This is a genomic window from Sphingomonas parva (ex Maeng et al. 2020) (genome assembly GCF_004564275.1).
Classification (GTDB): domain Bacteria; phylum Pseudomonadota; class Alphaproteobacteria; order Sphingomonadales; family Sphingomonadaceae; genus Allosphingosinicella; species Allosphingosinicella parva.
Genome location: NZ_SPDV01000021.1, coordinates 16,652 through 29,775, shown reverse-complemented (window position 1 = coordinate 29,775; position 13,124 = coordinate 16,652). Strand labels below are relative to the sequence as shown.

At 68.7% G+C, this 13,124-nt stretch carries 14 protein-coding genes; 6 read left to right on the top strand and 8 right to left on the bottom strand.

Translation table 11 applies throughout. From position 1 onward, the window contains the following. Positions 1-254 precede the first annotated feature (254 nt). Positions 255-1,538: a motility-associated ABC transporter substrate-binding family protein gene (locus E2493_RS12100; protein WP_135087111.1), complete on the bottom strand. Its 1,284-nt coding sequence runs from the start codon at positions 1,536-1,538 to the stop codon at positions 255-257. Beyond that, positions 1,516-1,776 (bottom strand): hypothetical protein, encoded by a 261-nt coding sequence (locus E2493_RS12095; RefSeq protein ID WP_191992994.1) that lies wholly within the window; start codon positions 1,774-1,776, stop codon positions 1,516-1,518. Before E2493_RS12095 ends, E2493_RS12100 begins: the two co-directional genes overlap by 23 nt. 167 nt (positions 1,777-1,943) lie before the next feature. On the opposite strand from E2493_RS12095, the gene E2493_RS12090 reads away from it, so the two are divergent. Continuing rightward, on the top strand, positions 1,944-2,321 hold the full coding sequence (locus tag E2493_RS12090) for a hypothetical protein (protein ID WP_135087109.1): 378 nt from the start codon (positions 1,944-1,946) through the stop codon (positions 2,319-2,321). Between the two features lie 60 nt (positions 2,322-2,381). On the opposite strand, the gene E2493_RS12085 is transcribed toward E2493_RS12090, so the two are convergent. Continuing rightward, the gene (locus E2493_RS12085; protein WP_135087107.1) at positions 2,382-2,870 is read right to left on the bottom strand and encodes a VOC family protein; all 489 of its coding nucleotides are present in this window, start codon (positions 2,868-2,870) and stop codon (positions 2,382-2,384) included. Positions 2,871-2,963: 93 nt separating this feature from the next. Between E2493_RS12085 and purL the strand changes: the two genes are divergently transcribed. The 5 genes from purL to E2493_RS12060 all read left to right on the top strand — a co-directional run bounded on the left by purL (position 2,964) and on the right by E2493_RS12060 (position 7,772). After that, positions 2,964-5,174, top strand: a complete 2,211-nt coding sequence (gene purL, locus E2493_RS12080; protein ID WP_135087105.1) for a phosphoribosylformylglycinamidine synthase subunit PurL — start codon at positions 2,964-2,966, stop codon at positions 5,172-5,174. A 59-nt stretch (positions 5,175-5,233) separates the two neighbouring features. Then, positions 5,234-5,644: a DUF3052 family protein gene (locus E2493_RS12075; RefSeq protein ID WP_135087103.1), complete on the top strand. Its 411-nt coding sequence runs from the start codon at positions 5,234-5,236 to the stop codon at positions 5,642-5,644. Between the two features lie 51 nt (positions 5,645-5,695). Further along, complete coding sequence (locus E2493_RS21820; protein ID WP_135087101.1) at positions 5,696-5,866, top strand: (2Fe-2S)-binding protein; 171 nt, start codon at positions 5,696-5,698, stop codon at positions 5,864-5,866. Positions 5,867-5,971: 105 nt separating this feature from the next. Continuing rightward, positions 5,972-6,451, top strand: coding sequence for a bacterioferritin (gene bfr / locus E2493_RS12065; protein WP_135087099.1), 480 nt, complete (start codon positions 5,972-5,974; stop codon positions 6,449-6,451). Positions 6,452-6,512: 61 nt separating this feature from the next. Beyond that, positions 6,513-7,772: a DUF418 domain-containing protein gene (locus tag E2493_RS12060; RefSeq protein WP_135087097.1), complete on the top strand. Its 1,260-nt coding sequence runs from the start codon at positions 6,513-6,515 to the stop codon at positions 7,770-7,772. On the opposite strand, the gene E2493_RS12055 is transcribed toward E2493_RS12060, so the two are convergent. The 5 genes from E2493_RS12055 to panB all read right to left on the bottom strand — a co-directional run bounded on the left by E2493_RS12055 (position 7,769) and on the right by panB (position 13,033). After that, complete coding sequence (locus tag E2493_RS12055) at positions 7,769-8,500, bottom strand: hypothetical protein (RefSeq protein WP_135087095.1); 732 nt, start codon at positions 8,498-8,500, stop codon at positions 7,769-7,771. The two genes, E2493_RS12060 and E2493_RS12055, sit on opposite strands and share 4 nt — an antisense overlap. Positions 8,501-8,565: 65 nt before the next feature. After that, positions 8,566-9,933: a ribosome biogenesis GTPase Der gene (gene der, locus E2493_RS12050; RefSeq protein WP_135087093.1), complete on the bottom strand. Its 1,368-nt coding sequence runs from the start codon at positions 9,931-9,933 to the stop codon at positions 8,566-8,568. 85 nt (positions 9,934-10,018) lie between these two features. After that, entirely contained in the window at positions 10,019-11,341 is a 1,323-nt protein-coding gene (locus E2493_RS12045) for an outer membrane protein assembly factor BamB family protein (RefSeq protein WP_135087091.1), read from the bottom strand. Beyond that, complete coding sequence (locus tag E2493_RS12040) at positions 11,338-12,045, bottom strand: tetratricopeptide repeat protein (RefSeq protein WP_135087089.1); 708 nt, start codon at positions 12,043-12,045, stop codon at positions 11,338-11,340. Before E2493_RS12040 ends, E2493_RS12045 begins: the two co-directional genes overlap by 4 nt. Positions 12,046-12,172: 127 nt before the next feature. Next, positions 12,173-13,033 (bottom strand): 3-methyl-2-oxobutanoate hydroxymethyltransferase, encoded by an 861-nt coding sequence (gene panB / locus E2493_RS12035; RefSeq protein WP_135087087.1) that lies wholly within the window; start codon positions 13,031-13,033, stop codon positions 12,173-12,175. Positions 13,034-13,124 lie beyond the last annotated feature (91 nt).

Here is a 13,124-nt window from a genome sequence, read left to right as displayed (position 1 = left end):
GCTCCACAAAAAACACGGACCTTCCCCGTTCGCCGAAGCGCGACGTGCGCTTCGGCGCGCCACAGCGGCCGACAGAGAAGTGCCCCGAACTAGAAGCCCGTGGATAACATTCCCGCCCTTGGGATGGAAGGGGATTTGATGCCTTTTTTGGGGATTTCATGCCACGCCAAGGGAAAGGCGCGGTTTTTCGCGGTTTGTTCCGGGTGCGCTAGGTATTCTTCCCCTGGTTGATGAGGCTGTGGATAAGTCTGTGGTTACCCTGCGCGGCGGCGCAGAAGCAAGGCGGCGACGGCGAATGCGGCGGCGAGCAGGAGCAGACCTCCGGCGACGATCCGAGCGGCGTCGAGCGGCCGCGAGCCGGGCTCCGCCCAGATCACCCGTCCCCGAGCCCGGTTGCGCGAGATGCCGGCAAGATCGTCCAGCCAGTCGGCGAGGATCAACGGATTGTCCGCCCGCCTATGCTCGCGGGCGCCCCCGTCCGCGCCGCCGCCCATCCAGAGATCGTCGCGAAGCAGATCCGCATCGGCGATGACGGTCGCCACGCCCCTGCCGATCCTGCATTCGGCTCGATAGTCGCGGACGATGCGGCAGGCGGGACCGCTCGTGACGAGGTGCCCTGCCTGACGAAGAACCAGCCGGCGGCCATCCTCGAGACCGCCGGCGTCCGCTTGGCGGCCCGCAATGCCGAGACCCCAATGATCGAGCAACGGCCCGAGCAGTCCGACCGGGGGCGCGCGCCGGACATCGCCGAGCGGAAGCTCCGAAGGCCATTCGAGAAGGGGGTCGGTGAGGATCAACGCGCGGCCGCCGGCGCGAACCCATTCGTCGAGCGCGACCAGCTCGGCCGGGGCGAGCCAGCGCGGCTGGGCGAGCAGCAGCAGCCTGCCGTCGAGACTCGCCGGCTCCAGCGTGTCGATCGGTCGAACGGAGAACTCCTCCTGCAGCAGGCGATAGGCGGCCGCGGGCCGCGACGCCGGATCGAAGGCTCCCCCCTCCCCCCACCCGATCGGCAGCGCGGTCATCAGCAGAAGGTCGGGCTTTCGCGACGCCGGCCGCGGCGTCTCGACGGCCGTAGCGGCCGTCCGCCAGCCATTCCGGACCGCGGGCGCGGCGAGCAGCACGGCGCTCGCCAGGACGACGGCGGCAAGTCCCGGCCGCCCCAACGCCCGATGGACGTAGGAGAACGCCGCGTCGAGCAGCGCGATCGCCATCGCCGCGGCGGCCGCGCCGCGGAGCAGCTCCGGCCAGGGCGCGGCGTTGCCGAGCCTCAGCAGGTAGAGGCCCTCGGCGGCACAGGCCGCGACCAGAAAGAGGCCGAAGAGCGCGACGCGGCCGACCAAGTGGCACCGCCTGACGATCAAGGCGAGGAGCAGGAGCAGCCAGGGTCTCGCAGCGAGGAAGATCTGCGCCTCGGCACGCGGATAGCCGGCGGCGAGGCTGACGGAAGCACCGATCAGCAGCTCGGCGGCGGCGAGCAGGACGACGGCGGCCGCGAGGCCGGCGAGACGGGCAGGTTCAGCGCTTGCCCGAGGGTGCAACCGGCTGCCCCGCACGCGCGCTGCTGTTGTCGTCGGGATTGCCTGGCGCGACGCCGAGCTCGGCGAGCGGCTCGGTCGGCTCGGCCTCGTTGCCGGCCGCGCTTCCCGGCTGCGCGCCATGGGCAAGGCTGTTCGCCGTTATCGGCTCCTCTGCGGTCGGGCGCGTGAACACCGCACCCAGCAGGACGAGCACGAACACGAAGGCGAGGCCCGTCAGTCCGATCCGGACGCGCTGCATTTCGGCTCCGTTTTCACCCTCACACCCTAAAGCGTACGGAATTGCTCGCCAACCGCAACCCGTCTTGGCATCATGGCGGTCCACGACCGGCTAGCGCCGCGAAAGGCTGTTGCGAAGCAGTTGCAAAAACGCTTGACGCAGGGAGCGCCAGTGGCGAAAAAAAACTTATGAGCAAAGCCCTTATTGCTGCCGCCTCGCTGGCAGCCCTCACCCTCACCGGGTGCAACAGCGAGCCCGAGACGATCACCGCCAACGCCGACGACCCGCAGGCGGAAGCGCTGAAGAACGCCCCGCCCCTCACCGAGGCCCCGCCGATGATCCAGGCGAGCCGGACCTTCCGCTGCAAGGACAACAGCCTAGTCTACGTGGATTTCTACACCAACGACACGGCCCGCATCCGCACCGAGAAGAACGGGACGCCGACGGTGCTGACCGCCGAAGCGGGCAAGCCGCCCTACGTTGCGGAAGGCTGGTCGCTCTCCGAGAACGCCGCCCAGGTCAGCCTTACCGCCCCGGGCAAGGGCACCCAGAGCTGCAAGGCCTGAGCCGCAGCCCTTCCAGGTCATGATGCGCCTCCCCACGCCCAATGCGTGGGGAGAGCCCGATCAGACCGCTTCGGCCGCGGCCGGCGCCGCCGCTCCGGCCGACATCGCCTCCATCCGGCGGCGCATCTCGTCCTCCGGCACATCCTCCTTGTGGGTGGCGACCGACCAGCGCTGGCCGAACGGGTCCCGCAGCGTCCCCATCCGGTCTCCGTAGAACTGGTCCTCGGGAGGCCGCTCGGCCGTCGCGCCGGCGTCCACCGCCCGCGCGAACATCGCATCGACATCCTCGGTGTAGAGAAGCAGGCTCGACGTCGCACCGCCGCGCGACTGCGGACCCAATATGTCCATCTCGGGGAATTCGTCCGCCAGCATCACGATCGAATTGCCGATGCGGAGCTCGGCATGGCCGATGCGATCGCCCATCGGCAGGCGGAGAATCTCCTCGGCGCCGAACGCACGCCGGTAGAAATCCAGCGCGGCCGCGGCGCCGCGCACGACCAGATAGGGAGTGATCGAACGATAGTCTTCGGGGATCGGATCCACGCTCATCGCCACCTCCTTCGCGCCTGGGAACAAAGGGTGATCATCCTATCACGTGCGGCGGGTTTCGACAAACCGGCATCGATCGAATAGGAGGCCGCCATGACCGATTCCATTACCCCCGAGATCGTCGCCGAGCACGGCCTGTCCCAGGAAGAATATGCCCGCGTGCTGCACGCGATGGGACGTGAGCCGAACATCACCGAGCTGGGCATCTTCTCGGTGATGTGGTCCGAGCATTGCTCGTACAAATCGTCCCGAATCCACCTGAAGAAGCTGCCCACCCAGGCGCCGTGGGTGATCCAGGGTCCCGGCGAGAATGCCGGCGTGGTTGATATCGGCGACGGCCAGGCGGCGATCTTCAAGATGGAGAGTCACAACCACCCGTCGTACATCGAGCCCTATCAGGGCGCGGCGACCGGGGTCGGCGGCATCCTGCGCGACGTGTTCACTATGGGCGCGCGGCCGGTCGCCAACCTCAACGCGCTGCGCTTCGGCCGGCCGGACCATCCCAAGATGCGGCACCTGATCTCCGGCGTCGTCTCGGGCATCGGCGGCTACGGCAATTGCGTCGGCGTCCCCACGGTGGGCGGCGAGGTCAATTTCCACCGCGCCTATGACGGCAACATCCTGGTCAATGCGATGACCGTCGGCATCGCCGAGACCGACAAGATCTTCTATTCGGCCGCCGCCGGCATCGGCAATCCGGTGGTGTACGTCGGCTCCAAGACCGGCCGCGACGGCATTCACGGCGCGACCATGGCGTCCGCCGATTTCTCCGAGGACAGCGAGGAGAAGCGCCCCACCGTCCAGGTCGGCGATCCGTTCACCGAGAAATTGCTGATCGAGGCGTGCCTCGAGCTGATGGGGTCTGACGCGATCGTCGCCATCCAGGACATGGGGGCGGCCGGCCTCACCTCCTCGTCCGTGGAGATGGCGTCGAAGGGCGGCGTCGGGCTCGAGCTCGACATGAACGCGGTGCCCTGCCGCGAGGAAGGCATGACGCCCTACGAGATGATGCTCTCCGAGAGTCAGGAGCGGATGCTGATGGTGCTGAAGCCCGGACGCGAGGCCGAGGCCGAAGCGATCTTCCGCAAGTGGGAGCTCGATTTCGCGGTGATCGGCAAGGTCACCGACACCGGCCATCTGGTGCTGCGCTGGAACGGCGAGATCGCCGCCGACATACCGCTCGCCCCGCTCGCCGACGACGCTCCCTGCTACGATCGGCCCTGGGTGCCGACGCCCCAGCCGGCGCCGCTCGGCGCGGTGGCGGAGAGCGCGGACCCGGCCGCGGACCTGCTCGCGCTGATGGCGTCGCCGGACCTCGCCAGCCGCCGCTGGATCTGGGAGCAATATGATCACATGGTCGGCGCCGACACGGTCCAGCGGCCCGGCGGCGACGCGGCCGTCGTCCGGGTCCACGGCACCGCGAAGGGTCTTGCGATCGCCACCGACGTGACCCCGCGCTACTGCTTCGCCGATCCGGTGGAGGGCGGCCGCCAGGCGATTGCCGAATGCTATCGCAACCTCAGCGCCGTCGGCGCGACGCCGCTCGCCACGACCGACTGCATGAACTTCGGCAACCCCCAGCGTCCCGAGATCATGGGCCAGTTCGTCGGCTGCATCGAGGGCATGGCGGAGGCGTGCAGCGCCCTCGACTTCCCGATCGTCTCCGGCAACGTCTCGCTCTACAACGAGACCAAGAACGAGGACGGCAGCGGCTCCGCGATTCTCCCGACGCCGGCGATCGGCGGCATCGGCCTGCTGCAGGACTGGTCGAAATCGGCAACGATCGCCTTCAAGGGCGAAGGCGAGGCGATCTACCTGATCGGCGAGACCAAGGGCCATCTCGGCCAGTCCCTCTGGCTGCGCGAGATCGCCGGCCGCGAGGCCGGCCCGCCCCCGCCGGTCGATCTCGCCGTGGAGAAACGCAACGGCGCCTTCGTTCGCGGCCTGATCGGCGAGGGCGCCGTCAGCGCGGTGCACGACGTCTCCGATGGCGGCCTCATCGTGGCGCTGGCGGAGATGGCGCTGGCCGGCGGGCTGGGCGCGATGCTGGACGCGGACCTGCCACGGTCCGCCGCCTTCCTCTTCGGCGAGGACCAGGGACGCTATCTCGTCACCACCCGCGACAGCGAGGCCCTCCAGCACGCCGCGGCCGCGGCCGGCGTACCGCTGAGCTTCGTCGGCACGATCGGAGGCGATGCGCTCGCTGACGAGGACGGCAGGCTGCACCTCCCGCTCGCCCGGCTCCGCGACGCCCATGAGGGTTTCTTCCCCAGCCTGATGGGCGGCGAGCTCACCGTCGCCTGATCCAGCCTCGCGGCGACAGCATCACGACCTGTGCTATCCTCCCGGGCGGGAGGCGCGTGATGGCGACGGGCTATTCGGGTACGCCGCTGGCGAAGAAGCTGACGCTGAAGGACGGTCAGCGGATCTGGTGGGAGAACATGCCCGTCGAGGTCCAGCGCGCGATCGCCGCCTCGGGCGTTGCGCTGGAATGTCGAGGAGCGGCCGAGGCGCCGATCGACGCCGCGCATGTCTTCGTCACCACGCGCGTTGCCCTGGAGGAGGCCGTCGAGCGCCTGCGCCCGCTGCTCGCGCCGGACGGCATGCTCTGGGTGTCGTGGCCGAAGAAGGCGTCGCGCGTGCCGAGCGAGGTCAGCGAGGATCTGGTCCGGGCGGTCGCGCTCCCCACGGGGCTGGTCGACGTGAAGGTCTGCGCCGTGGACGAGACCTGGTCCGGCCTGAAGCTCGTCATTCGCAAGGCGCTTCGGCAATAGGCAGATGTCCGCTATTGCGACTTAGTCGCATTATCGCTATTTCCGATCTCCATGATCGTCTGTGTCTGCAATGCGATTCGCGAGTGCGACGTCCGCAAGGCCGCCCGCGATGGCGCGTCCTGCCCCACCAGCGCCTATCGGGCGTTCGGCCGCAAACCGCGCTGCGGCCAGTGCTTCTCCTTCGCCCGCGAAGTGATCGCCGCAGAGCAGTCGGCCGCCTGAGGCGGCAACAGGACCCTTCATCCGTGCGGTCCGGCGCGCGGGTCTTGACGGTGTTCGCCCTTCGGCCGAAAGGCTGCTCGAGAGACAGCCCAGGGGAGCCGGCACATGAAGGGCGACGCACGCGTCATCGAGCTTCTCAACGAAGCGCTCAAGAACGAGCTGACGGCGACCAACCAATATTGGCTGCACTATCGGCTGCTCGACAATTGGGGCATCGCCCGCCTCGCCGCCTACGAGCGGCACGAGTCGATCGACGAGATGAAGCATGCCGATCGGCTTGCCGAGCGCATCCTGTTCCTCGAGGGCCTGCCCAACTTCCAGCTGCTCGGGCGACTGCGCATCGGCGAGACGGTCGAGGAGGTGCTGCGCTCCGATCTCGACCTCGAGGTCGAGGCCGTCGAGCAGCTGCGCGGCGCCATCCAGCATTGCGAGGCGGTTCGCGACTATGTCAGCCGTGACCTGTTCGCCGAGATCCTCGGCAACGAGGAAGAGCATGTCGATCACCTCGAGCGCCAGTTCGACATGATCCGGCAGATGGGCCTCGCCAACTACATCCAGCTCCAGTCCAAGCCCGCCGAGGATTGAGCCGGGCTCCGGCAAGGATCCCGCTCCCCGCGGTCCGCCGGCGCCCACAGGGACGCGCCAGATGAGCAGCGATGCCTTCGCGCGCATCCGCACCCTCGACGTGCTTCGCGGGGTCGCCGTGCTCGGAATCCTGACGATGAACATCGTCGAGTTCGCGCTGCCGCCGCAGGCCTATGACAACCCGGCGGCCTATGGCAGCCCTTCCGCGGCCGATTACGCGGCCTGGGCGGCCTCCTTCGTCCTGTTCGACGGAAAGATGCGCGGCCTCTTCTCCTTCCTGTTCGGGGGCAGCATGCTGCTCGTGATCGAGCGTGCCGACGCGCGCGGCGAGCCTTCGGCGGCCATCCACTATCGCCGCATGCTGTGGCTGGGCGTGATCGGCCTCGCCCATTTTTACCTGATCTGGCGCGGCGACATCCTGTTCGAATATGCGGTCGCCGGCGCCGCGGCATGGTTCTTCCACCAGATGGAAGTCCGCCAGCTGATCCGCTTCGGGCTCGCCTTCCTGCTCGTCGATCTCCTGCTCCAGGCGATGAGCAGCGCCGGCTATTTCGCGGCGGCGGCCGCCGCGACCGCGCCAGGCGCCCCGACCGAGATGGTGAAGCAGGCCTGGATCCTCGAGAACAGCTATGGCCGCCCCGATCCGAACATCCTGGCCGAGACGCTCGCTTTGTATCGCGGCAGCTATGGCGACATCGTCGGCTATCGCTGGCACGTCCAGGGTTCGGATCCGATCGATGGCATCCTGCTCTTCGGCTGGGAGGCGATCGGCTACATGCTGCTCGGCATGGCGGCGCTGCGCAGCGGCTTCCTCGCCGGGACGTGGCCCGACCGGGCGTATCGCCGCGTCGCGGCATGGAGCCTCGGCCTGACGATCGCAGTGCAGGCCGGCTTCGCGGCCTGGCTGCTCGAGACGCACTTTCCGCCCGCCCTCGTCTTCGGCCTGGTCGAGGCGGCGTCGCAGATCGTCCGGCCGCCGATGGTCGTCGGATGGGCCGCGCTGATCATCCTGCTGACGCGCGGCGGCGGCGGCGCGCTCGGAGAGCGCCTCGCTGCCGCGGGCCGGGCGGCGTTCAGCAACTATCTCGGCACCAGCATCGTCATGACCGGCCTGTTCTACGGCTACGGGCTCGGCCTCTACGGGCACCTCGGCCGTGCCCAATTGTGGCTGATCGTCCTTTCCGCCTGGGCCGTCATGCTGCTCTGGTCGAAGCCGTGGCTGGACCGCTTCGCCTACGGCCCGTTCGAATGGGTGTGGCGATCGCTCGCCCGCGGCGCGCTCCAGCCGCTCCGCCGGCCGCGCCGCACGACAGCCGCCTAGCGCTCGGCTGTCCCGTCCGTCGGTTCGAGTCTCTTGCCGCGCACCAGCTCGGCGATCGGGGCGGCCGGAACGACGGTGAGACGGGGCTCGCCCTGGTTCAGCGCGGGCAGGTCACGTCCGTCGGGAAGCAGCGATCTGATCCTCCAGCCGGTCGCGGCGCTGCCCTCGGCACGTTCGCAGATCGTCTGGTCCTCCAGGGCGAGCATCGAGATGCGGAACATGCCGATCGCCGCGTCCCGGGACAGACCGTCCGCCGGCGCGCCCGGAATCTCGTAGAGGATCGCGTGGCTCATCCCCTTGCTGCAGGTAAGGCCATTCTCCCGCCAGCCATGCACGCGCGTGCCGATCACGAAACGGGTGCCGATCGGCGCGAAGCCGATCGACGGCCGCTCGGCGTAGGCGATGGCCGAGCCGTAGCTGTCGATCGGCCGCCAGGTCCCCGGGGCGAAATGCGCGATCCTGCGATCGCTGCGGATCTGGACGATCCGCTCCTCCCCGTCCTCGATGAGGAGATAATGCTGGTCCGCGCCTGCTCTCTCAAGCGCCAGGGCGGGGTCGGCACCCCCGACGTTCCAGCCCGGAACCACCGGTCCCGGCTTCAGCAGCTCCGCCCGGACTTCCTGCACCCGCCGCTCGATTCCGGCGACCGCCGGCGGCGTCTGTGCGTAGGCGGCCGGCGGCGAGAGAAAAAGCGCGGCGAATGCGATCGGGACCGGCCTGGGCGGCATCATGCTCTCCCCGCGTTGCCGAGCGACTGTGCGGCTCGACGGGCAAGGTTGGCAAGGGGCGCCGCTCAGCTGTCCTTGCCGTAGGGGTTGCGCGACGTGCGGGTCGATATCCGTACCGGCACCGCGCCGAAATCGAGCTCCTTGCGCATTCCGTTGGTCAGGTAGCGCAGATAGCTGTCCGGCAGCATCTCGAGGCGATTGCCGAAGATCACGAAGGCGGGCGGCCGGGTGTTGACCTGGGTGATGTAGCGCAGCTTGATCCGCTTGCCGCCGGGCGCCGGCGGCGGGTTGCGCTCGATCGCATCCTCGAACCAGCGGTTGAGCTGGCCGGTCGAGACGCGCCGCGACCATACCTCGCGGATTTCGAAGGCGGCGGCGAGCAACTGATCGAGCCCCTTGCCGGTCATCGCCGAGACGGCGAGCAGCGGGACGCCGGGCGCCTGCGAGAGCCCCTCCTGAAGCGCCGCGCGAATGCCCTGGAAGAGCTGGCTGTGGTTCTCGGCAACGTCCCATTTGTTGATCGCGATCAGCAGGGCGCGGCCTTCCTGCAGCACGTAATCGGCGATGCGCAGGTCCTGCGCCTCGAGGCCGAGAGTGGCGTCGAGAAGCAGGACGACGACCTCGGCAAACTCGACCGCGCGGCGGCCATCCGCGACCGAGAGCTTCTCGAGCTTGTCCTGGACCTTCGCCTTCTTGCGCATGCCGGCGGTGTCGATCAGCCGGACCGGCCGGGCGCGCCCGTCGGGCGACTGCCACTCCCAGTCGATCGAGATCGAATCGCGCGTGATCCCGGCTTCCGGTCCGGTAATCAGCCGCTCCTCTTCCAGGATGCGGTTGATCAGCGTCGACTTGCCGGCATTGGGTCGGCCGACGATCGCCAGCTTCAGCGGACGATCGTTCTCGTCCTCAGGCTCCGGCTCGTCCTCCTCCTCGCGCTCGACGTGAGGGCGCAGATGCTCGAACAGATCGACGACACCCTCACCATGCTCGGCGCTGATCGGCACCGGTTCGCCAAGGCCCAGCGAATAGGCCTCGAGCAGCCCGGACTCGCCGGCCTTCCCTTCGGCCTTGTTGGCGGCGAGGATGACCGGCGTCGTCTCGGAGCGCAGCCAGCGCGCGATTTCCTCATCGAGCGGCGTGACGCCGGCGCGCGCGTCGATCAGGAACAGGGCCGCATCGGCTTCGCGCAGCGCCGCCGAGGTCTGGGCGCGCATGCGGCCCGGCAGCGTCTGCGGATCCTCGTCCTCGTAACCGGCGGTGTCGATGATCCGGAACTCGAGCCCGAGCAGACTCGCCTCGCCCTCCCGCCGGTCGCGGGTGACGCCCGGCCTGTCGTCGACGAGCGCCAGGCGCTTGCCGACCAGGCGGTTGAACAGGGTGGATTTGCCGACGTTGGGACGGCCGATGATCGCGACGGTGGGCTGCTTGGCCATAGCGCGCTGCCCTGCCGCTTCTGAGGTGCACGGTCAACCGCCCTCTCCCGCCCGACCTCTGGGCGCGGGGGAAGAGGGCCGGCGCTCAGCGCCAGGCGCTGAGCTGACCGTTGCTGTGCAGGATGTAGAGGGTGTTGTTGGCGACGACCGGGCTGAGCGACACCGGCATGTTGGTCGAGACGGTCGACTGAACGGTCCCGTCGAACGGCGAGACGTTGACGATGTCGCCAAGCGAATTGGCGAGGATCAGCCGATCGCCGGCGAGCACCGGGCCGGACCAGGTGACCACGCCCTTCTTGTCGTTGACATCGCGATAGCGGCGCAGCTGGCTCATCCAGCGGACCCGGCCGGTGGCGCGGGCGACGCAGAGCAACTGCCCCTCGTCGGTGACAACGAACACCCACTCGCCCACCACCCACGGGGTGGAGATGCCGGCGACGTTGATCTCCCAGATACGCTGACCGGTGACCAGCTCAAGCGCGACCATGCGTCCGCCCTGGCCGACCGCATAGACGCGGCCCTGATCGATCACCGGCTCGGCGTCGATGTCCGAGAGGGTGGTGACGGCGGTGGAGATGCTGGTCCGCGCCAGCGCATCCTGCCACAGGATGCGGCCGTTCTCGTAGCGATAGGCGTTGAGTTCGCCCGAGGAGAAGCCGGCGACGACGGTCCCCTGCGCCGCGGCCGGAGCCGCGTTGCCGAAGACGCCGGCGATCTCGGCCGCCCCGGCGCCGGTCCAGCGCGTGGCCCCGTCGGCGGGGTTCAGCGCGTAGAGCTGGTTGTCCTGGCTGACGACATAGACATTCTCGTTGGCGATCGTCGGAGCGCCGCGCAGCGGCCCGCCGGGGCGCTTGATCCAGAGGATGCTGCCGTTCGACGCATCGAGCGCGGCCGCATAGCCCGCACCGTTGGTCGCGTAGAGGCGCCCCGCCTCGTAGCTGACGCCGCCGCCGAACAGCGCGTTCTCAGGCGCGTTCTCGCCGCGCACCTGGCTCTGCCACAGGGTCGCGCCGGTATCGGCGTTGATCGCGCGGACGACGGCCTGGGTGTCGATGGTGAAGACCTTGCCATCGGCGACGACCGGTGCGGCGGCGAGCTGGCCCTTGGTGCTGCTGCCCGAGCCGATGCTCGAGCGCCAGATCTGCGAGGGCGAACCGGCCAGCGCCAGATGGCCCATCGATTTCGCCGCGTTGCCGCCCGGCTGCGACCATTCGGTGTTGACCTGCGCCGGCGGCAGCACGACGGCAACGCCGGCGAGCGCCGGATCGACCTGGATCGCGGCTTCGGCCGAGAGGACCGGGATCCGTTCGCCGACGGTCGGCGTGGTCTTCTTGTCCCCCTTGCCCCCGAAGACGCCGCAGCCGCCGACGAGGCTCGCCGCGGCGAGTACGAGAATGACGCGCTTCATTGCTTAGCTTCCTGTGTTGCGGCCGAATCCTCGACGGCGTCGATGCCAAGCGAGCCGGCCATCTGCGTGGCGCGGGAGCGCAGGGAATCCGGGACCTTCTTGTCCTTGGCGAGTGCGGCGAAGATCTTCCCCGCCTCGTTCGGCTTGTTGAGCTTGAGGTAGGAGATCGCGACCATTTCCCCTGCGCTGCCGAACCAGGGATGGCCGGCGACGGCGAAGCCCTTCAGCCGATCGACCACTGCCTGGGGGGCAAGCTTGTCGAACTGCACGTGGGTGAGGCGGATCAGCGCGAGATCGCGATAATTCTGGTCGAGACTCTCGTCCCTTGAGACCTGCTGGAACAAGGCGGCGGCGGCATCGAGATTGTTCGCCTCGATCGCCAGATCGGCCTTGGTGAGCAGCCCCGCGGCGCGATAGCCGGGGCTGTCGGACTTGGCGAGCGCGTCGAAGCGCGGCCCGGCCGCGCTCTTCTTGCCTTGGGCGACGTCGTCGAACGCGGCGAGCAGCTCCTGCCCCTGCTTGCCGGCTTTCACCTGCTGCTGGTTCTTCCACCAGATCACGCCGGCGATGGCGGCGAGGATGAGCACGACGGCGAGGATCGCCAGCTTGCCGTAGCGCTCCCAAAGGGTGCGCATCTGGTCGCGGCGCAGCTCTTCGTCGACCTCGCGGTAGAAGGACTCATTGTCTGCGGGCTTGATCGCCAAGAATATTCTCCGAAATGGCCGGCCCTTCATCGTCCGGCGAAGCGAAACTCAGGATGAACGGAAGGTCGTGCCGGTATTTTGCCCCGGCGCACCTCTACCGGGCCGGGCAAGGAAACGGCAAGCCCCCTCAGACTTTGGGACGGTAGACCTGTTCCTCGGTGGGGAAGCCCCTCGCCCGGACCTCGCCGGCATAAGCGGCGGCGGCGGCCTCGATCCGGGCCGCCAGATCCTCGTAGCGTTTGACGAAGCGCGGCGTCCGCTCGAACAGGCCGAGCATGTCCTCGGTGACCAGCACCTGGCCGTCGCAGGCGGACGAGGCGCCGATGCCGATCGTCGGGCAGGAGACCAGGCGGGTGACCTCGGCAGCGACCGACTCCATCACGCCCTCTATCACCAGCAGGAAGGCGCCGGCGGCGTCGATCGCTCTTGCGTCGGCGACGATCTTCGCCGCTTCGGCCTCGCTGCGGCCGCGCGCGCCATAGCCGCCGAGCGCGTTCACCGCCTGGGGCGTCAGCCCGACATGCCCGATCACCGGGATGCCGCGACTGACGAGAAAGGCGACGGTCTCGGCCATCGCCTCTCCCCCCTCCATCTTCACCGCCGCGGCGCCGGTCTCCTTCAAGATGCGGGCGGCGCAGTCGAACGCGCGCTCGGGGCTCGCCTCGTAGCTGCCGAACGGCAGATCGACGGCGACGACGGAATGGTAGGAGCCGCGGACCACCGCCGCCCCATGCGCGCACATCATCTCCATCGTCACCGGGACGGTGGAGGGAAGACCGTAGATGACCTGGCCGAGACTGTCTCCGACGAGGAGGATGTCGCAATGCGGATCGAGCAGCTGCGCCATCCGGGCCGTGTAAGCGGTAAGCATCACGATCGGATCGCCACCCTTCATCGCCTGGAGCTTCGGAACGGTGAGTCGCTTCATCGGCGTCGGCAGCGGATTGGCGCGGCTGGTCGAGGTGTCGAGCGAGTGGGTGACGGACATGCCTCCCCTTATCGGCTTGCCGCCGATTTTGCCACATGGCGGGTCACCGCCGCTGCGGAGACACGCCGCGACTGGCCTCGGCGCCGCCGTT

Coding starts and splice junctions, on each gene's coding strand:
- E2493_RS12095 (WP_191992994.1), bottom strand. CDS start 1,776: ATGCAGCGCGTCCGGATCGGACTGACGGGCCTCGCCTTCGTGTTCGTG.
- E2493_RS12090 (WP_135087109.1), top strand. CDS start 1,944: ATGAGCAAAGCCCTTATTGCTGCCGCCTCGCTGGCAGCCCTCACCCTC.
- E2493_RS12085 (WP_135087107.1), bottom strand. CDS start 2,870: ATGAGCGTGGATCCGATCCCCGAAGACTATCGTTCGATCACTCCCTAT.
- purL (WP_135087105.1), top strand. CDS start 2,964: ATGACCGATTCCATTACCCCCGAGATCGTCGCCGAGCACGGCCTGTCC.
- E2493_RS12075 (WP_135087103.1), top strand. CDS start 5,234: ATGGCGACGGGCTATTCGGGTACGCCGCTGGCGAAGAAGCTGACGCTG.
- E2493_RS21820 (WP_135087101.1), top strand. CDS start 5,696: ATGATCGTCTGTGTCTGCAATGCGATTCGCGAGTGCGACGTCCGCAAG.
- bfr (WP_135087099.1), top strand. CDS start 5,972: ATGAAGGGCGACGCACGCGTCATCGAGCTTCTCAACGAAGCGCTCAAG.
- E2493_RS12060 (WP_135087097.1), top strand. CDS start 6,513: ATGAGCAGCGATGCCTTCGCGCGCATCCGCACCCTCGACGTGCTTCGC.
- E2493_RS12055 (WP_135087095.1), bottom strand. CDS start 8,500: ATGCCGCCCAGGCCGGTCCCGATCGCATTCGCCGCGCTTTTTCTCTCG.
- der (WP_135087093.1), bottom strand. CDS start 9,933: ATGGCCAAGCAGCCCACCGTCGCGATCATCGGCCGTCCCAACGTCGGC.
- E2493_RS12045 (WP_135087091.1), bottom strand. CDS start 11,341: ATGAAGCGCGTCATTCTCGTACTCGCCGCGGCGAGCCTCGTCGGCGGC.
- panB (WP_135087087.1), bottom strand. CDS start 13,033: ATGTCCGTCACCCACTCGCTCGACACCTCGACCAGCCGCGCCAATCCG.